Here is a 19,515-nt window from a genome sequence, read left to right as displayed (position 1 = left end):
CGCAAAAGAAAAACAAAAATGAGACATAATAAGAAATTCAACCATCTGAGTCGTACTGCATCTCACCGTAAGGCTATGCTTGCTAACATGGCTGTATCGCTGATAATGCACAAAAGAATCACTACGACTCTCGCTAAGGCTAAGGCCTTGAAAAAATATGTAGAACCTCTGATAACACGTTCTAAGAATGACACAACAACATCTCGCCGTGTAGTTTTCCGCTATCTGCAGAACAAGTATGCCGTTACAGAGCTGTTCAAAGAGATTTCTACTAAGGTGGCTGACCGTCCGGGTGGATACACCAGAATCATAAAGCTGGGCTTCCGTCAAGGTGACGCTGCTGAAATGTGCTTCATAGAGCTCGTTGATTATGATGAGAACATGGCTAAGGCTCCCAAGGCTGCCAAGAAGACTCGTCGTAGCCGCCGCTCTAAGGCTGCTGAAGCTGCTGAAACTCCTGCAACTGAGACTGCAGCAGAGGAAACAGCTACAGAAGAAGCTAAGGCAGAATAATAACGTCGAATATATCTCTACAATAGCGCTTTTTCCCGTGAGGGAAAAGGCGCTTTTTTTATATCATTATTTTCTCAATAATGAAGAGGCTATGCCGGACCAATGGCGCGTGTGCAATATTATATCAGTTAGCGCGCTTTCTTATATTTCCAGATGAATCAGAAAAGCAGGGGGCAGGTCCGTAATTTTATTTTGACCAACATGCCAATAATTTAATTTTCGCCCCGTGCAGTTATTGCTGGATTTGCAAAAGCTGTTATGTTTATTTTCCAATTATTGAGCCAACAACAATAACAGTTATAGGTTTAGCCAGAGTCAACTTTAATCAGGTAAAAGACTGTTAGAAGTCAACCAAAATTAGAAAAGGTAACTAATATAATGAAATAAAAAGTTTTTATTAAAAACTTGTCACTCGTCACATTCTTGTCTAAAGCCTTGTGCAACAATATTTTATGGCGTGATGAGTTGCAGGGTGAACTCATCACGCCGGTATGCCGCTGTGCCGTTGTGATGTTTCCTTAATACAACTCGTCACACCATAATGTGTTGATATTCTTTGAGTTAGGTGCAGATGTGATGAGTGACGAGTTTTTTATAAAACAATTTTTACTTTCCACACGCTGTCCTTCTGTATAACTTGTGCCCTTTCAGCTTGTGAAAAGCCATGTTTTATAGGGTAAAAGCATACCTTTTGTGTTGCCGTTCAGCACCTTTTGCATCGTGGATGTTCGCAGGTGATTATGCTTTTAGCGCTTCCATGGCAGACAGCAGATTGTCTTATATTGCATGGTTAAATCTTTATCGCGTACAAGACAGACTGTGACTCTATTCAACAGGTATACCGATGTCTTCATCCGCTTATTTGTTCTTGTAGTATTCTTGTCGTCATTCTTTTTCTGATATAGTCTGCTATGACTTTAAACGGCAAACTATAGTCTGCTCAATATAAAATGATAATCCGGCAGAATCATGGTGAGCGATTATGATAAAATCGCGCAAAGTGTAAAAACGGAAACTCAGATTAATCGGAGTTGGAATATTTTTCGTATCTTTATAGCCGTAAACTTATGGTGATGGCAGTATGCCAATGAGTGAATGAAGAGAAACCTTTTATGACCTTAAACGTTTTTTACAGAGATTAAATACAGGCGAATATGAACTACGATGAAATACCCGCAAAGGTTATCCGTATATTCAGCAACTTGCTGACCTGTTGCATTTGCATAATATCATGTAGCTGTTATGTGACAGCGATGCACCTTAGCCGTCTATATGTCTGCCTGGCGGGTACGCCTTGAAATGGATTTGCATCAATTTAGGTAAAACATAAATCTATACGAAAATGAAGAAGACGATATTTATTCTTGTTATTGCGTTCTTTGCACATCTGTCAGTGATGTCGCAGAATGATGGAAGCCCTCCGCAATTATCAACAAATAAAGCCGATCATGGCGTGCGGTTCAGCATAGAGTTAGGCTTAAACATGTCGAAGCTTACGGGTGATATCACAAACGAGAAATATTCTTTGCAATATAATGCCGGAGCCTATGCACACATCCCGATAATAAGGAGCCTTTATGTAAAGACCGGACTGCAATATACAGCCAAGGGCGTAAAAGGAAAGGGTAGGGAGAACAACAGAATAGACGCAAACTATATAGAGCTGCCTTTGTTGCTCTCTTACAGATATGACTTTAACCGCAATACCCAGTTGCAGGTAAACGTAGGTCCATACTTTGCATATGGCATATCTGGCGAAATAATGGATGATCTTGATACATTCGGAGACAACGGAGTGCTTGAGCGTTATGACACCGGCCTGCATATGGGAGTAGGTCTTATTGCCGCCAAGAACGCTTATGTAGGTTTCGGCTATGAAATTGGCCTGAAAAACATCAACAAGACAGAAGATGATATCAGCCTGAAGAACAGTAACTTTTTTGTGAATCTAGGATATGTCTTTTAGAGTGTCTGTGTCGGGCATGAGCATCATTGCTTGAGATGCCTTGGCATTCGGACAGAAACATTATATCTCAGACGGGCTGATAAATTATTCTGATGAAGCAAGGAACGTGTTGTATTGAGCGCTGAGTCTAATGGGCAGAATTGGGCTTGTGTACAAATACGCACCTTGCTTTATCAATTAGTCAGACTTCTTGTTTTTCAATCTGTATTCAGTAGGCGATATGCTCACCTGCCTTTTGAAGAATTTGCAGAATGCCGCCTGATCCGAGAAACCTAGTTTTTCGGATATAAGTCCTATGGTCATTCTGTCGTCGTCGAGCAGCGCCATTGCCTCGTGTGTTATCTCGTCGCAGATAACCGTATGAGGCGTCCTGCCCATTGTGTTCTTTATTATTCTTGTAAGATGCTTTGCCGACATGTTCAGGGCCTGGGCATAAAAGTCTATGTTATGTTGCCTGGTGAAATATTTTGTCACGAGCTTGGTGAAGTCGAGCGCCACGGCCTCGCTGCGCCTGCAACCCTGCTGCATGTCGTCAATGGTTGTTTCGTTCGACATTATTGCGTTGCCCAGTTCCAGACACATGCTTTTGTAGAACACGGCAGCCAGTTCGTTATGATAATAGTGATTCTTTGCGGCAATGGCATCAGCCAGAAAACTTAGCTGTGTGTCCACTCGCGATATTGCTTCTTTTGTGAAAGAGTGTATGGGTATGTCCTGTGTCTGCAGCAGTTTCTCAATAGGCACGGGCTTGAAGTTTTTCAGCGAGTTTCGTGCAAAGGTGTATGTAACCAGCATGCACCATGCCCTTGCATCTTTTTCACATTTCTCTATTCGTATGGTCACAGTGTCAAGGCTGTCTATGCACGAGCAACTTTCTATGTGGCATCTTTTTCCGTTTAGATTTATGTCAATACAGCCTTCGCTCACAACAATGAATACCCTGCTGCTGTCAATGTCGATACCTTCAAGTCGGTGAAACTCGTTCGGATTGACCAGCAATATCTGCTCCTTGATATAGCACGAAGGCGGAAATTTAGGCATTAGTTCGTGAATGTTCATACGGTAGTTTTTTATGTATTTGAGGCAGACTGCCGTGGCGCTTTTGTCATATTGCCTGTATTTGCCGGGTCTGCCGATGGAGATGTGCTTGCAAATATACTTATTAAGTGTCCTTTTTAGACAATTTTTAGCGCAAAATAGACATAGCGTTTGCAAATTAGTCTTAACGATGTCTGTAATGAACAAATTCTTACTCCAAATTTACAAAAGAGCAAGCGTTTTGTCAGGATAATTTTGTGCCCGAAACATCAAAGAATAAAAAATGAGTATGAGATTAAGACATGTTTTTATTTTATGTTGCCTGTCTATTTTGTTCGGTTGTAACAACAAGTCCGGACAGCAGGCAGCCGGCGGCGACTATCCGATGATGACTCTGAAGGCCGAGGACAGAACCCTGTCGCTTAAATATTCAGCAGTAACCGAAGGCCGCCAGGATGTGGAGGTGCGTCCGCAGATTTCAGGAAAGATAACCCAGGTATGCGTAAAGGAAGGTGCCTATGTGCGCAAGGGCCAGGTGCTGTTCGTCATCGACCAGGTGCCATACCGTGCGGCTGTAGCCAAGGCACGCGCGTCTGTGGCCACGGCAGAAGCCAATGAGGCTACCGCAAAGCAGACGCTTGCCGGCAAGCAGTCGTTGTATGCCGACAAGGTGATATCCGATTTTGAGTTGCGCACGGCTCAGAACAGCTATAAGAGTGCGGTGGCAGCCCTCAGTCAGGCCCGTGCCGAACTTACCGATGCGCTCAACAACCTGTCTTACACAGAGGTAAAAAGTCCCGTTGACGGCTATGCCGGCATGACATCGTTTCGTGTAGGCGCGCTGGTTGACGCCTCTATGACAGAGCCGCTGATACATGTGTCCGACAATTCGGTGATATATGCCTACTTCTCTCTGTCCGACAAGCAGGTGCTCTCGTTAACCTCACAGTATGGTTCACTTGACGAGGCCGTCAAGTCGTTTCCCGAGGTGTCGCTTGAGCTGAGCGACGGTTCGGTGTATGAGAAAAAAGGTAAGGTAGACGTGCTCAGCGGCATTGTCGACAAGACAACAGGAACTGTCAGCGTGCGTGCCGTGTTCGACAACAGCTCGCGCAGGATAATGAGCGGAAGCCAGGCCAATGTGGTGGTTCCTTACGAGTGTAAAGACTGTGTGGTGATACCGCAGGGAGCAACCTACGAGCTTCAGGACAAGGTGTTTGCCTATCGTGTAATCAACGGTCGTGCCGTGTCTACGCCCATTGAGGTGTTCGAGATAAACGACGGCAAGGAATATATCGTAAAGTCGGGCCTTCGCAAGGGCGACGTGATAGTGTCAGAGGGAGCCGGCCTGCTTAAAGATGGTACGGTGGTGGCGTCATCCGGAACTAAAAAGGAGAAATAGCCTATGAAACTGCAGAAGTTTATCGACCGTCCCATCCTGTCGATGGTGATATCCGTTGTGATACTTGTTGCCGGACTTATAGGTCTGTATGCCCTTTCCGTAGAGCAGTATCCCGACATAGCCCCGCCTACCATCCGCGTGTCGACCACTTACAGCGGAGCCAATGCCGAGGCTGTGCAGAAGAGCGTCATCGTGCCCTTGGAGGAAGCCATCAACGGCGTGGAGAACATGACCTATATGACCTCAACGGCCAGCAACACCGGCAGCGCCGAGATTACAGTGTATTTCAAGCAGGGCACCGACCCCGACATGGCTGCCGTCAACGTGCAGAACAAGGTGTCTACGGCCACATCGCTGCTTCCGGCCGAAGTGACAAAGGTGGGTGTTACCACGATGAAGAGGCAGAGCAGCATGCTTATGATATTCGGCCTTTACAGTCCTAAGGGCACCTACGACGAGACCTTTCTTACCAATTATCTAAACATTAACGTAAAGCCGCAGCTGCAGCGTATTTCAGGCGTGGGCGAGGTGAACGTCATGGGAGGCGACTATGCCATGCGCATATGGCTCAAGCCCGACGTCATGGCGCAGTATGAGCTTGAACCGGCAGATGTAGAGGCTGCATTGTCGAGCCAGAACATAGAGGCGTCAATCGGATCAATAGGCGAAGACTCAAAGAATGTCTACCAGTATACGCTGAAGTATCGCGGACGCCTTGAAAAGGAAAAAGAATTTGAGAATATCGTAATCAAGGCGTTCGACGACGGCCGCGTGGTCAGGCTCAGCGACATAGCCAAGGTTGAGCTCGGCTCTCAGAGCTATACATACACCGGCTCTGTGAACGGTTCGCCCGGTACGACCTGCATGATAAACCAGACAGCAGGCACCAACGCCAACGAGATAATTACCAGCATAAACAAATATCTTGAAGAACTCAAGGAGACACTGCCCGAGGATGTAGAGGTGGTAGAGCTTATGAGCACCAAGAACTTCCTTGATGCCTCTATCAATGAGGTTATTAAGACGCTCATCGAGGCCATCATCCTTGTGGTGCTCGTAGTGTACGTGTTCTTGCAGAACCCGCGCTCAACGCTTATTCCAACCATAAGCATCTTCGTGTCGCTCATCGGAACGTTTGCGGCCCTTTATGTGGCAGGCTTCAGCATCAACCTGCTGACGCTCTTTGCCCTTGTGCTTGCCATCGGTACGATTGTCGACGATGCCATAATCGTGGTCGAGGCCGTGCAGACCCGCTTTGACGAAGGCTACCGCTCGCCATACAAGGCAGCCGTTGACGCCATGAACGGTATTTCATCAGCCATCGTAACTTCAACACTCGTGTTCATGGCGGTGTTTGTTCCGGTGTCGTTCATGGGCGGCACGTCGGGCATATTCTACACACAGTTCGGCGTAACAATGGCCGTTGCCGTTGGTATATCTGCCATCAACGCCCTTACGCTGTCGCCGGCCCTGTGTGCTCTTATACTGCGTCCGAACGAAGAAATCATAGAAGGCCGCAAGCCGGGCTTCTCCACGCGCTTCCGCATGGCGTTCGACTCGTCGTTCCGCCGCATCGTGCAGAAGTATAAGTCGGGTGTCAAGTTCTTTGTCAAGCGCAAGTGGGTGGCATGGGCGTCGCTTGGTTTTGTAGTCGTGCTCCTGTTCTATCTTATGTCTACCACAAAGACCGGTCTTGTGCCGTCTGAGGACACCGGGTCAATCTTCGTGAGTCTCGATGCGCCGGCAGGAAGCACCCTCGCCGAAACAGCCGAGATTATGGGACAGGTGGAGAAAGAGCTGAAAGACATACCTCAGATAGAGAACTTCAACAAAATAGCCGGCTTCGGCATGGGTTCGGGCAGCGGCTCGTCTCACGGTATGTTCATCGTCAAGCTGAAGCACTGGGACGAACGCAAGGGCGACGAAAGCAGTGTTGATGCCATAAGCAACGAAATCTACCGCCGCACTGCACACATCAAGAACGCAACCATATTCGTGTTCTCGCCGCCTATGATATCGGGCTACGGTACAGGTAACAGTTTTGAGCTTTACATACAAGACCGCAGCGGCAAGGGCATTGATGCCCTGAGTAAGGTAACCGACGATTTCCTGGCAGAGCTTAACAAGCGGCCGGAGATAAAGATGGCATACACGTCGTTCAGTTCCAAATTCCCGCAGTACAGGGTCGACATAGACGAGGCTCAGTGTCAGCGTGCCGGCATAACCACGCAGGATGTCATCAACACGCTGTCGGGATACTTCGGAAGCATATATGCCTCTAACTTCAACCGTTTCACCAAGCTCTACCGCGTCATCATCCAGGCTCCTTCCGACAGCCGCAACAGCATGCAGTCGCTCGACAACATATATGTAAAAACCACGGGAGGCATGGCTCCTGTCAGCCAGTTTGTCAAGCTCAGCAAGACCTACGGTTCCGAGTCGCTCACCAGGTTCAACCTCTTCTCGGCCATCAACGTGCAGGGCATGCCGGCCGACGGCTACAGTTCGGGCGACGTCATCAATGCCGTAACCGAGGTGGCAGCACGCACACTGCCCACGGGCTATGGCTACGAATATTCCGGCATGACGCGCGAGGAGGCACAGATGGCCGGTTCGCACGACACCGTTATCATCTATTGCATCTGCGTGCTCTTCATCTATCTTATATTGTGCGCACTTTACGAGAGTCTGTTTGTGCCTATGGCCGTCATCATGTCTGTGCCGTTCGGTCTGGCAGGAAGTTTCCTCTTTGCCCGCATGTGGGGACTCGAAAACAACATATATCTCCAGACTGGTCTCATCATGCTCATCGGACTGCTGTCCAAGACGGCCATCCTCGTTACCGAGTATGCCACAGAGCGCCGCAAGTCGGGCATGACGCTCACTCAGGCTGCCATGAGCGCTGCTGCCGTTCGTCTGCGCCCAATCCTTATGACAGCCCTCACGATGGTGTTCGGCATGCTTCCGCTTATGTTCGCCTCAGGCGTAGGTGCCAACGGCAACCGCTCGCTCGGTGTAGGCGTGGTCGGAGGAATGGTTATCGGCACGGTGGCGCTGCTGTTCGTAACGCCGGCCTTCTTCATCGTGTTCCAGTATGTTGAAGAGCGGGTGATGAGTAAACGTAAAAATGAAAGAAGTTTATGAAAAATATAAGTCTTGTTTTGTTTATTTTGAGCGGCGTGCTGATGAGCGGCTGCCGCATCTACAGCACCTATGAGCGTCCCGGCAACCTGCCGGTTGACAGCCTTTACCGCGACGTGTCGGCCGATTCTGTTGCCTCGGCCGACACCACCTCGCTGGGCGACATGCCGTGGCAGCAGTTCTTTCAGGATGAGCATCTGCGCGAGCTTATCAGCTATGGACTGAGCAACAACACCGACATGCTTACCGCCCTGTTGCGTGTCGACCAGGCTGAGGCACAGCTCAAGGCCGCCAAGCTGGCCTTCCTGCCGTCACTCACGTTGTCGCCTCAGGGCTCGCTGAGCTCTGTCGACGGCGGCAAGCCCGCAAAGACCTACGAACTGCCCATAGAGGCCAGTTGGGAAGTCGACCTGTTCGGCAGTCTCCGTAATGCTAAGAAGAGCAGTCAGGCCACTCTCCTTCAGCAGAAAGCATATCAGCAGGCTGTACGCTCTAAGCTCATTGCCATGATAGCAATAGATTATTATGCCCTGCTTTCCATTGACAGCCAGATAGAGATAAGCCTGTCTACCCTTAATGTGTGGCGCGAGCAGGTGCGTACTATTGAGGCCCTGCTGAAGGTCGGCGAAGAAAACGAAAACGCGCTGACACAGGCACGTGCAGGACTTTATGAACTCGAGGCGTCATACAACGACCTGCTAAGACAGCAGCGTGAGGCCGAAAATGCGTTGTGCACCCTGATTGGCACTACGTCGCGCCGCATAGAGAGGGGCACGCTCGACGGGCAGCGCATGCCCGACAGCCTGTCTGCTGGCTTGCCCCTGCGTCTGCTGTCAAGGCGTCCTGACGTTGTGCAGGCCGAAATGACGCTTGCTGCTGCATATTATTCCACCAATCAGGCCCGTTCGGCTTTCTATCCCAGCCTCACTCTTTCTGGCAGCGCAGGCTGGACCAATTCGGCCGGACAGATAGTGTCCGACCCGGGCAGCTGGATTCTCTCGGCTCTGGCTTCGCTCACGCAGCCTATATTCAACCGCGGCAAGCTGGTGTCAAACCTGCGTGTTGCCAAGGACGAGGAGCAGATAGCCTTGCTCAGCTATAAGCAGGCACTGCTTGATGCCGGTCAGGAGGTGAACAATTATCTCTATGCGGCAGAGTCGGCCCAGCGCAGTCTCGACAGCCATAGCAAGCAGTGTGCCGAGCTTGAGCGTACCGTAAAGACATCTGACGCCCTTTATCGCACGGGCAACGCCACATATATCGAACTTCTGTCGGCTCGTCAGGAGCTGCTCAATGCGCGCCTTAGCGTGGTATCAGACATATATAGCCGCTGCGAAGCCATCGTAAATCTTTACAGCGCCCTTGGAGGAGGATGCGAATAAGTTTATTTATATCAATTTGTTTTCTTCATACCTAGGCCCAACCTTCATTTGACGAATAATACATAAACTCTATTGACTTAATGGTCTGGCTACCGGGTTTGGGCCAAGTCGGCATGGCGTTCTGGTGTATCAACCATGTGCCGTGCCGACGTTTTTATGTGTTAGAATGTTATGTTTCTTACAAAGTTTTTGTTTTAAAATAATAATCTATTGTTTTTTGTTTTTATGTTCTGTTAGTTCAATCATTTAAATCTGAAGTTCAGACATTTATATTTGAAGTTCATACCTACTGTTGTTTTTTTATTCTGTACGTATAACATTAATTTGTATCTTTACGCCATGAAAAGTTAGTTTATATGTGAAAGAAACTTCAGAGTTAATAACATTATATTTTAATCTTAAATTTTAGGAGTATGAAAAGAAATACTGCTTTTATAGGAATTCTATTCCTATTTTTGTTGATGTGTTCTTCTGCTGTAGCATCCATACAGTTGGTTAATCCTGTTGTGAATGACTCGGAAAACATGTTGAGAATAACTTTAGTATTGACTGATCAAAAAGGAGTTGCCCTTGATGAATCTAAACTCTATTTTTCTGTTTATAAGGATAATGCAGAATCTCCAGTAACTTTAGAAAAAACAACTTTTCCATATATAGAATCAGACATGACGGAGATTCCATATGGGTATTCAGATTCACAGTTTTATGATATATGGAGTAGCGATGGTACCACTACAATATTTCATCCTTCATCGTGGAGCGGATTTAAGAAACTTGGAGCCCAGGCTATATATCATGATGGCGATAAAACTTATAAGTCAGAAATAGTATGGAGCGACGGAACAATAGGAACTGAAGGTGATGATAGCGGACAGACTGGAGGTGAACCCGGTGGCGAAGAGCCTTCGTTTGACGAGAGTATGCTTATAAGCAATCCTTCTGGAGAAAAGTTTGAGACGGTGCGTAATTCGCTTACATTCTATAAACTTGGCGGTACGTCAATATATACAGGCGAGGATACTGGAGTTATTTCAAATTATGTGAAGGGCGATGATGGTAATCTGTATTTGTTGTGCGTTACAGGAGGAAATTCTACGAATAATTATCTTAAGCTTGAGCCTATAGGTGATAGCAAGTATGTGGCAAAATTGCCTCAGCTTGTGATGATAGAAGAGTATGACGGTGTGAAATATGGATATTATGCAAGCCGTATGGTGAGAGAGAATATCGAGGAAAAGCCAGATAGTATTTTCTATCTTATTTCTGAAACGGAACCTAATGAGCTGAGTTTTACTCTTGAATCAGACGGTACTTTGTCTATGGATACAAAAGACGAGGACGTTATAATGGGACTTACATATTCAGACGGATATTGGACCGGTTATGGCGATGCTATGCTTTCAGATTCTTTAGTATCTTCAAGAAAGAATGTTCTTCCTGAGGGCGTAGAGCTTACTAAATGGATGTTTGAGTATCGGTGGGCTAATTGGAGTGAGTATGGAACTATGAAGAAATTTCTTGATGTAGCTGTTACAGACAAAGAAATATATATAAACAATCCATATAACCAGGATTCAGATCAATGGATTAAGGGCGAAATCGACGGCAACAAGGTTACGTTTAACACACGTCAGCTTCTTGGCCCTGACAATGAAACTAACCGTTATCTTTATTTCCGTGTTGGTAATCTGACTTTAGACACCCAAAGCGAGTATTACTATTATGCTGATGCGGACAAACTTGTTATGAATTTCGATGCAGAGAACAGGACGCTCACCACTGATGATCTTGTGTCTCTTTACATCAGTAGGGGATATGGGCAGCGTGGATATAACGTAAATTATGATTTCCCGAAGTTTACTGCCTATACAGAGAAAGTTTCTAAATTACAGAATCCTTCGTTTACGTTCTTTGCTCCTGATGACAATTACGACAATTATGGCTATTCATATATTCAGGTCAAGATACCGGCTACCGATGTCGGTGGAAATGAACTGAATACTCAGAATTTATATTACAGTCTATATGTCGGCGATGATGCTGTTCCTTTTGTTTTCGATGCAGATACTTATGCTAAAGACTTTACGACGGATGTTACTGAAATTCCTTATAATCATGAAGGTTATGATGTATATCCTGCTTCGGTGGGAAGCGAGCTTCATACAGTGTTCTTCTATTTTTCTACAGCAGACGTGAAACTTGGAGTGCAGAGTATATATTATGCTTCAGACGGAACCGTGTATAAGTCGGATATCGTTTATAACACAAGCACCGGCATTGACGATGTAAGAGCTGGATTTGATAAAAATGCCCCTGTATTTAATATTCAGGGCCAGAGGGTAAATCCTGAAAATATGGGAAAAGGTATTTATATCCAAAATGGTAAAAAGTTTATAAAAAAATAATCATGTGATAAATATATTTAGCCCAAATCGTCTCGAATGTTAAATTCTTGATTTGGGCTAAATTATGAAAAGAATAATTCATTTCATATTATCTATTTTCTTGAATCAGTGTCCAAGCCAGTTTAAAAAGTCTTTACGCCTTAGGGCACTTATGATTACTTCCTTCTTTTTATCGCCAGCACATACTGTTACATAAAGGCGTTGGTTGTCAATCTTAGTTACATTGTTAATGGCTTTTATAGATGATATCATACTGCGCGAAAGTTGGAAAAAGTCATGATCAGTTACTAAGTCCATGACTTTTTCCATATTTGCTATTTCGGTTATTTCGCAGTTTCCCTCATTAGTATATGCAACAACGTAGCGGTCTTCTATACAGAAAAAAGCGATGTCTGATATATTTATAAATGAAAAGCTCTTATTCTTGGCTATTAGTATTCTGTCAATTTTTTCTTTCTTTGTCAATATAGTCCTGTATCCATCAGACCTGAAAATGTCAGCCATGTCGTCGAGTTTTCTTAGTGAGTGTTCAACGTCTTCCTCTGTTATCGGTTTTAACAGATAGTCTATACTGTTGGTCTTGAATGCTTCAATTGCATATTCGTTGTATGCCGTAGTAAATATTATTGGTATCTTTATGTCTGTATTTCTTATTATGTCGAAGCATGTCCCGTCACCTAAGTCAATGTCCATAAAGGCCATGTCGACATTCTCAGATTCAAGAAACTTTATACTTTCGTCTACAGAACTGAGCATTGCTGTAAGTTCATAGTCTGGTCTTACTTTTTCAACTATGTCTTTCAAGTTTTCCCTGGCAAATTCTTCGTCTTCAATTATAATATATTTCATACGGTTTTAATTTAAGTAAGGAACTTTTACAATGAATATATTATTATCATCTTTAATTTCAATCTTTTTTCCATAAGCCTCATACAGCATTTTTAGATATGTGAGGCCTTTGTGTGGTGATGTTGCCGATGTAGTTGGCTTTCGGTTAATTTCGTTGCTCACAGTGAGATAATTGTCTGTAAACTCTATTTTTGCTTTTACTTGTGTGGTACTGCTTACTTTATTGTGTTTTACAATGTTTTCGATAAGTAGTTGCAGCGTAAAAGGAACAATATAGTGTTGCTTTTCTGGGGGCTCGTTATTTTCAGCAGTGAAATTGTTACTATACCTTAACATTAGAATTTTTGCATATTCTTTGGCGAATTTTAATTCGTAATCTAACGTTACCCTTTCATGTCCTTGCTGGTCGAGTACATATCTGTATATGCGTGAGAGCGACAAGATAAACTGTTTTGACTTTTCTGTGTCTTTTCCAACAAGGGCATACAGCATATTAAGGGTGTTGAAAAGAAAGTGTGGATTTACCTGTGCTCGTAAGGCTTCATATTGATATTGTAGGGCTTTCTGCTTGTTCTCGCTAATTTGTTGAATATGGCGTATATGATTCTTTACAAAATATGCAACTTCTAAACCGAGAAGAAGAAAAATGTTGTTAAATACAGTACCTGCCCAGTTTACATGCATGTGCTCTTCAGATACAAAAGAAAGTATTAAAGAAAACAGTAGGTTTATTACCGACATACTTACAAATGAAGATACAATGTCTATGGTCAGTCTTTTTAGTGGCGTTTTGAAGGAATCTAGCTTGAATATTATGAAAAGGTTTGTTGTGTAAACTATTGTTATTGGAATAAAATTCAGTAAAAAGTATATTAGAAATTGTTTGAAATTCTCATATGGCCACAGGTTCCGGCTATCAATCAGATTGTAAAATGACTGAAATAGTAAATAGTATGCAGTAATGATACCTATATGCATACATATTCTGTTTTTTAACTTTATTTTTGCTGGCGTATATAATTTAGCCATATTGTTCATGTCGTTTTTCGGTATGTTCAGTTTTCTTGATTTATTAAAAATAGAAGAAGGGGTCGTGACATAAAGTCAAGCGCCCCTTTCTTCAATGCAGTGTCATTTCCTATTCATATCTTTTGTGGAATTCGATGACGGCCTCTATACCCTTGCGGAATATGTCGAGCGGCATGTTCTCGTTGGGCGAGTGGATGGCGTTGCTCTCAAGTCCGAAGCCCATCAGCACCGTCTTTATGCCCAGTATGCGCTCAAAGTCGCTTATGATAGGTATGCTTCCGCCGCGGCGCACTGCCAGGGGCTTCTTGCCGAAGGCCTTCTCAAAGCCCTTTTCGGCTGCCTTATATGCCGGCATGTCTATCGGGCACACGTAGCCCTCGCCGCCGTGCATGGGCGTAACCTTCACCTTTACGTAGTCGGGCGCAATGCTGTTGATGTAGTCTACAAACAGCTTTGATATCTTTTCGTGCTGCTGATGAGGCACAAGTCGGCACGACACCTTGGCGTAAGCCTTCGACGGCAGCACTGTCTTGGCGCCTTCGCCGGTGTATCCTCCCCAGATGCCGCAGATGTCGAATGACGGGCGGCAGCTGTTGCGCTCCAGCGTAGAGTAGCCTTCTTCGCCTTTCAGCGCGTTTACACCTATTGCCTCCATATATTTCTTCTCGTCAAACGGTATCTGATGTATCATGTCGCGCTCAGCCTGCGGCACTTCCTCCACGTCATCGTAGAAGTGAGGGATGGTTATGCGGCCGTCTTTGCCCACAACGGTGGCGAGCATTTCGCATAGAGTGTTTATCGGGTTGGCCACGGCTCCGCCGAAGTGTCCTGAGTGAAGGTCGCGGTTGGGTCCTGTAACCTCAATCTCCCAGTAAGCCAGACCGCGCAGTCCTGTTGTCAGCGACGGCAGGTCGGCACCAAGCATGCTCGTGTCTGACACCAGTATAACGTCGGCCTTGAGCAGCTCTTTGTGCTTGCTGATAAATGCATTGAGGCTCGGCGAGCCTATTTCTTCTTCGCCCTCAAATATAAACTTTACGTTGTGAGTAAGCAGTTTTTCCTTAACCATATATTCAAACGCCTTAGCCTGAATCATGGCTTGCCCCTTGTCGTCGTCGGCACCGCGCGCCCATATATGTCCGTCTCTGATCACCGGCTCAAACGGTTCGCTCTTCCACAGTTCCAGCGGTTCAGCCGGCATCACGTCGTAGTGGGCATATATCAGCACCGTCTTTGCATCGTCGCTCACGTGCTTTTCTGCAAACACCAGCGGATTGCCGTCGCTAGGCATCACCTCGGCCCTGTCGGCACCGGCCTCTATCAGCAGTTGGCGCCAGCGTTCGGCGCATGCCAGCATGTCTTGTTTATGACTTTTCTGCGAGCTTATGCTCGGTATGCGTATAAGGCTGAACAGCTCGTCGAGAAATCTCGACTCGTTCTCTTCGATAAATTTCTTTATTTCCATATTCTGAATTTAAGATTAATCCGCCGTAAAGTTACATCTTTTTGCGCAAAGTCAGCGCGTTTGTGCTGAATAAATGTGTCGGCTATCTGTCTTTAATGTCTTGCGGAGTTTATAATTCCGCAAGACATATAGTTATAATATATTATATCCATTTTGATATAATCAAAACAGAATACATTATCTTATTTCACTTCTTTTACCGTAAGGTCAACAAATTGACCTTTGTTATTAACATGGGATTTTATCCGAACGATACGAATTTTTGATGGTGATGTACAGAGTCGCATAATAAAGTCACTGGCTGTTTCGGTTGCTATTATTGTCGTGCCGTTGCTTCCTACAGTCTTGACTACAGCTGATGATGACTCAAATAGTTCAGAGAGCAACTTCTCTGCCTCTGAAATACGAGATTCAGGTGTAATTGCAGGATCTGACAATGCGTCAAACTCAGGTATATGTTCTTCTATAGAATCATGAAAGTTTGATACTGAAGGGTTATAAGATGAGTTCCCGCCTATTTCCTGCTTTGCATGCGCAACGTATTTTTCATAGTCAGGATAAAATTTTTCAACAGGCAGCATTCCTAGTTCATTACAGAAAATTTGTGTCTGCTCTAAATAATATAATGCTTTAGCCGGATCCTTCTCAAAGCTATGCTCACCGCTTAAATGATATTCAGCCAATGAAACTGCTGCATCTGGATAACGTAATTTAAAAGCACGCAGATAATATTCTTTCTCTTTCTCATAGTTATTGTTGAATTGTCCTTCACAATATGCAAGTCCAGACCAACCCGCAGGATAATTCATATCAGCCATCTTCTTATACCAAAACATAGCAGATTCAGGATCCTTTTTCAAGATATTCCCGTTACAATAATTTGCGGCAGCATCTACCATAGCGAGATAAAAGCCGCTGTCAGCGCTCTTAAGCAAATATTCTGCAGCTTTTACCGTGTCGCGGGGAGGGTAGTATGAATAAAGAAGATTTAATATATAATTGCAGGCAGGATCATTATTGTCGGCCAGCTGTTTTACTGACAATAACATGCTTTCATCTTTGTTTTGAGCTATTTGGTACGCAAAATAATTTGTATATTGAGCTAGAAACCCAGCCTTTTCAAAACTGGCTCTATTAGCGTAAACACATGTCCACTTCAGTCCTTCGTGTAAGTCTTGCTCACCGCCAAGTTCTGCTCCGGCAATGCAGTAATATACCATTTGAGAACTTCCATCTATATTATTGTTTTCTGCCGCTATACGTGCATAATATTTTGCTTTATTAAAATCGCGTTCAGGCCTCGGACTATAAAGAAATTTCTCAAAAGCATCCGCATCGGCAGATAACTTTATTGTGTTAATTACTTTTTGCGGTGCGTAGTAAAAACTCATTATGTTTGCTGCTTGTCCGTCGCCGGCATCAGCTGCCAGCCTATAATATTTTATAGCCTCTGTAACGTTGTTGTCATTTCTATACAAAATGGCCAAACAACCATTGGCCTTAGCTGTGCCTACAGCTTTAAGCTTGTTTATGTATTCTTCCTTTTTAGATTTATCGCCTTCCTCTTGATAAATAAGCGCAAGAGAAACATATGCACCAAGAGAGAGAACTGGCTGTAATTGTCTGTTGACAAATACTGAATTTGACATGTTTTCAACGAACATCAAATCGATTTTTGCTAGGGTGTAATTGCCTTGTTCCATGTATATCCAGGCGCTAATATTATGGAACATTAGCAGAAAATTAACATCATAATTTTTATCTAAATAATTAAATGTCTTTTGAAGATAAGTTTGTGCTTTTCCTAAGTCTTTTGGCACAACCTTGCCCATGCCGTATATATATGTAAGATACATATTGGCAAGAGGTGCTGCATAAGGATAATCTTTATCTTCAATTCTTGCATATTTTTCTAGAAGTTGTAGCGCAACATAAGGTCTAAAATATTCTTTCGGTGCTAGTCCTGCTGTGTTCATGTATAAATTCGCAAGAAAAATTCCTGCGACAGGGTCATGCTCGGAAGCATCACGCAGCATATGTTCGCACTCATTATAGTTTTTATCTTGAAGATAAGTTATACCCATAACTGTCATAGCACGATAACGTCCTGCATATGTCTTATAGCTAGAGCTTCGCTTGAGTAACTCAAAGCCTTTTTTAGTCTTTCCTTCATTAATAAGGGAAATACCTTCAAGGTACAAAGAATATGGATCTTCATAATCTTGTGACACGGTTCCACCAATCTTCATATTTGAAATATTCACAGTTACACGAAGACGTACTGTATGGTTTATGCCGTTACCTTTTATGTGTTTGGTAACATTAACCAATGCATAAGAATTGCTTAACAGAGAACTTCCAGACTTTAAATCTTCTTCGTCAAGACCTGTGCTGTTCATTTTAGGTTCAGAAATGACTTTTTCACATGCAAAATCTGAAAATTCGAAATTGAGCGAGTTCTCATACTTTGATGTTATGTTTTGGAGATACTGGAACAGAGGATAAGAGTTGTACTCGATATTTGGGGACTTCTCTTTTGGGGTAAGATCGTCAAAGGTTTGAACTTTATTATTTTCACACATGGAAACAATAGAGTCAAGAAGAGTTATGTTTTCTATATTTTCGGAAAAAAGAGTCATCAGCTGACAATATTCCTTGACACGATTTTCTATTTTCTGACGGGCTTCAGACGAAAGATTCTCTGCATCCAATTGTATTGGGACAGCGAAGGAAATCAGAGTCATTAATACAAATAAAAATTTTCTCATATATTTTATGTCGTATTTATTTAACAATTAAAATTTGGTTAAACGTGTAATAAGCCAACCTGTGTTGTAAGAACCGCGCTTCTCCACACGCTCGATGGTGAACGAATAACCAGATACTGTCTGGAAATGGAAAAGTACATTATCAACCGATTCGATTTTAAGAAGCCCGTTTCCCAAAAGTACGGCAAGCATGGATAGGTTATCTGGAAAATACACATGACTGTCAAAATATCCCGACACGTTACGTGTATTGTTGCAGGAAGATATAAGTCCGACAAAGCCTATTTCATGCTCGACAGGAGAAATAAACGCATTGGAGGACGAATCAGAAACAGCAACATTGAAAATGTCGCTGACCGCGTTGCTTATAACCCATTTGTATTCGCCCTCTCTCACTTTAAAAGTGCGCAAGAAAAGTCTCATTATCTTATGCTGGTAGCCAATTTTTATACTACACTTAACTTCTGCACTCCATAAAGAATCTTCATATTTAAGCTGATAATCTTTGTTCACTACATAATCGACAAATTCTGCTGCTAAAGCATTAAGATTACCATTTGGCAACTTAAACTTTTTGTCGTCAAACAAAGTGGCAAGATACTTTTTTCGGAATGTACTATCCTTGCGGTCGGTTATTTTTGACCCATCCCATGCCTCATACATATTGAATCGTGCCATAAATTCATCTATTTGTTTAACGCGTCCTTTTAGAAGATTTTCGTTGGCTTCAGGCGGTGGAAGCATTGTTATCTGGGCTTCAGAATAACAGCAATAAGCAGTAAGAAGAGCTGCGATAAAAACTCTTTTTAATAAATTCATATGTAATAACTTAGTAACCCTCCGTCTCAAGAACTTCAATGTCTCCTAACCTTACGCTCCAATGTTGCCCTAATACATAGTCGTTTTCCGGCATTATGTACACTTTAATGTTTTTTTGGGTAACATCTCTATATACTTTACGCATTTCTTTTCCCATAAAACCTTCAAAGCGTTGGAATATAGTCGCTGTCGCTTCGTAATGATCGCCAACTTTGTATATGTTGCTAATTCTATATGTGTCAGCTTTTGTCAATCTGACTTCAGAGTAAGGTAACTTTATGAGATTATCCAAGTATGTTGTCAGCAGAGTTTTCCGTTTCACCTCTTTACCTCCTTTAATTGATGAGACTTGCATAGATACACCTTCGTGCTTTTGGCCGTCAGGGCTTGTGTATGGTTTGCCCTCACCGATAAAAAGTTTGAGTGCACTTTTCTTATATACAGATTTAACTTTCAGTGGATATTTTTTTCCACCAAGTATTGACAGATTGTTTTGAAACATGTCTATAATTTCACCAACACGATCTTTAAAAGCTTGGATGTCACTTTCTGTCAAGTCATTGACTTGAGCTTTTGCATGTGGCAAAAAGACAAAACATAATACTAATAATGTAAAATGAATGTCCGCAAGTTGCCAATCAATAAATTCGATGTTTAAAGTTCGCCCTATACGTACATGCGCAAAGTTCGAGCCTGTCAAAGAGTCTGAAGCCCAAATACCTTCTGTTGAACTTATAA

The 19,515-nt window shown here is 43.7% G+C and carries 13 protein-coding genes and 1 pseudogene; 6 read left to right on the top strand and 8 right to left on the bottom strand.

Annotated elements, in window-relative coordinates:
- Positions 1-18 precede the first annotated feature (18 nt).
- Together rplQ and EJL04_RS14170 are read left to right on the top strand one after the other, a co-directional pair.
- The gene (gene rplQ, locus EJL04_RS14175) at positions 19-513 is read left to right on the top strand and encodes a 50S ribosomal protein L17 (protein ID WP_053398839.1); all 495 of its coding nucleotides are present in this window, start codon (positions 19-21) and stop codon (positions 511-513) included.
- A gap of 1,342 nt (positions 514-1,855) precedes the next feature.
- Entirely contained in the window at positions 1,856-2,479 is a 624-nt protein-coding gene (locus EJL04_RS14170) for a porin family protein (RefSeq protein ID WP_053398838.1), read from the top strand.
- 177 nt (positions 2,480-2,656) lie between these two features.
- Here the strand turns inward: EJL04_RS14170 and EJL04_RS14165 are convergent, their stop codons facing one another.
- A complete protein-coding gene (locus EJL04_RS14165) occupies positions 2,657-3,538 on the bottom strand; it encodes a helix-turn-helix domain-containing protein (protein ID WP_125105468.1) in 882 nt (293 codons plus the stop codon).
- A gap of 268 nt (positions 3,539-3,806) precedes the next feature.
- Between EJL04_RS14165 and EJL04_RS14160 the strand changes: the two genes are divergently transcribed.
- The 4 genes from EJL04_RS14160 (at position 3,807) to EJL04_RS14145 (ending at position 11,847) form a co-directional block, all read left to right on the top strand.
- On the top strand, positions 3,807-4,919 hold the full coding sequence (locus EJL04_RS14160) for an efflux RND transporter periplasmic adaptor subunit (protein ID WP_021855200.1): 1,113 nt from the start codon (positions 3,807-3,809) through the stop codon (positions 4,917-4,919).
- A gap of 3 nt (positions 4,920-4,922) precedes the next feature.
- Positions 4,923-8,063 carry an efflux RND transporter permease subunit gene (locus EJL04_RS14155; RefSeq protein ID WP_053398835.1) on the top strand — a complete coding sequence of 1,047 codons (3,141 nt, stop codon included), beginning with the start codon at positions 4,923-4,925 and terminating at the stop codon, positions 8,061-8,063.
- The gene (locus tag EJL04_RS14150; RefSeq protein WP_125105467.1) at positions 8,060-9,442 is read left to right on the top strand and encodes an efflux transporter outer membrane subunit; all 1,383 of its coding nucleotides are present in this window, start codon (positions 8,060-8,062) and stop codon (positions 9,440-9,442) included. Before EJL04_RS14155 ends, EJL04_RS14150 begins: the two co-directional genes overlap by 4 nt.
- Positions 9,443-10,107: 665 nt before the next feature.
- Complete coding sequence (locus EJL04_RS14145) at positions 10,108-11,847, top strand: hypothetical protein (protein ID WP_125105466.1); 1,740 nt, start codon at positions 10,108-10,110, stop codon at positions 11,845-11,847.
- Positions 11,848-11,952: 105 nt separating this feature from the next.
- Here the strand turns inward: EJL04_RS14145 and EJL04_RS14140 are convergent, their stop codons facing one another.
- The 7 genes and pseudogenes from EJL04_RS14140 to EJL04_RS14110 form a co-directional block, all read right to left on the bottom strand.
- On the bottom strand, positions 11,953-12,696 hold the full coding sequence (locus tag EJL04_RS14140) for a LytR/AlgR family response regulator transcription factor (RefSeq protein ID WP_125105465.1): 744 nt from the start codon (positions 12,694-12,696) through the stop codon (positions 11,953-11,955).
- Between the two features lie 6 nt (positions 12,697-12,702).
- Positions 12,703-13,725 (bottom strand): sensor histidine kinase, encoded by a 1,023-nt coding sequence (locus EJL04_RS14135; protein WP_162207771.1) that lies wholly within the window; start codon positions 13,723-13,725, stop codon positions 12,703-12,705.
- Between the two features lie 109 nt (positions 13,726-13,834).
- On the bottom strand, positions 13,835-15,190 hold the full coding sequence (locus EJL04_RS14130) for a dipeptidase (protein WP_125105464.1): 1,356 nt from the start codon (positions 15,188-15,190) through the stop codon (positions 13,835-13,837).
- A gap of 182 nt (positions 15,191-15,372) precedes the next feature.
- Positions 15,373-17,958: an SEL1-like repeat protein gene (locus EJL04_RS14125; RefSeq protein ID WP_125105463.1), complete on the bottom strand. Its 2,586-nt coding sequence runs from the start codon at positions 17,956-17,958 to the stop codon at positions 15,373-15,375.
- Between the two features lie 27 nt (positions 17,959-17,985).
- Entirely contained in the window at positions 17,986-18,636 is a 651-nt protein-coding gene (locus EJL04_RS14120; RefSeq protein WP_164511789.1) for a hypothetical protein, read from the bottom strand.
- A 151-nt stretch (positions 18,637-18,787) separates the two neighbouring features.
- Positions 18,788-19,333, bottom strand: a complete 546-nt coding sequence (locus EJL04_RS14115; RefSeq protein WP_125105461.1) for a hypothetical protein — start codon at positions 19,331-19,333, stop codon at positions 18,788-18,790.
- 82 nt (positions 19,334-19,415) lie between these two features.
- Positions 19,416-19,515, bottom strand: a pseudogene (locus EJL04_RS14110) (IS1595 family transposase); the annotation flags it as partial.

Source organism: Prevotella marseillensis, assembly GCF_900625065.1.
Taxonomy (GTDB): domain Bacteria; phylum Bacteroidota; class Bacteroidia; order Bacteroidales; family Bacteroidaceae; genus Prevotella; species Prevotella rara.
The sequence above is the reverse complement of the archived record's forward strand: the minus strand, read 5'-3'. Positions and strand labels throughout refer to the sequence as shown.

Excerpts from the sequence above, each read along its gene's own strand:
- EJL04_RS14140 (WP_125105465.1), bottom strand. The coding sequence starts at position 12,696 with ATGAAATATATTATAATTGAAGACGAAGAATTTGCCAGGGAAAACTTG.
- EJL04_RS14135 (WP_162207771.1), bottom strand. The coding sequence starts at position 13,725 with ATGGCTAAATTATATACGCCAGCAAAAATAAAGTTAAAAAACAGAATA.
- EJL04_RS14165 (WP_125105468.1), bottom strand. The coding sequence starts at position 3,538 with ATGAACATTCACGAACTAATGCCTAAATTTCCGCCTTCGTGCTATATC.
- EJL04_RS14150 (WP_125105467.1), top strand. The coding sequence starts at position 8,060 with ATGAAAAATATAAGTCTTGTTTTGTTTATTTTGAGCGGCGTGCTGATG.
- EJL04_RS14145 (WP_125105466.1), top strand. The coding sequence starts at position 10,108 with ATGACGGAGATTCCATATGGGTATTCAGATTCACAGTTTTATGATATA.
- EJL04_RS14120 (WP_164511789.1), bottom strand. The coding sequence starts at position 18,636 with ATGGCACGATTCAATATGTATGAGGCATGGGATGGGTCAAAAATAACC.
- EJL04_RS14170 (WP_053398838.1), top strand. The coding sequence starts at position 1,856 with ATGAAGAAGACGATATTTATTCTTGTTATTGCGTTCTTTGCACATCTG.
- EJL04_RS14160 (WP_021855200.1), top strand. The coding sequence starts at position 3,807 with ATGAGATTAAGACATGTTTTTATTTTATGTTGCCTGTCTATTTTGTTC.
- EJL04_RS14155 (WP_053398835.1), top strand. The coding sequence starts at position 4,923 with ATGAAACTGCAGAAGTTTATCGACCGTCCCATCCTGTCGATGGTGATA.
- EJL04_RS14130 (WP_125105464.1), bottom strand. The coding sequence starts at position 15,190 with ATGGAAATAAAGAAATTTATCGAAGAGAACGAGTCGAGATTTCTCGAC.
- rplQ (WP_053398839.1), top strand. The coding sequence starts at position 19 with ATGAGACATAATAAGAAATTCAACCATCTGAGTCGTACTGCATCTCAC.
- EJL04_RS14125 (WP_125105463.1), bottom strand. The coding sequence starts at position 17,958 with ATGAGAAAATTTTTATTTGTATTAATGACTCTGATTTCCTTCGCTGTC.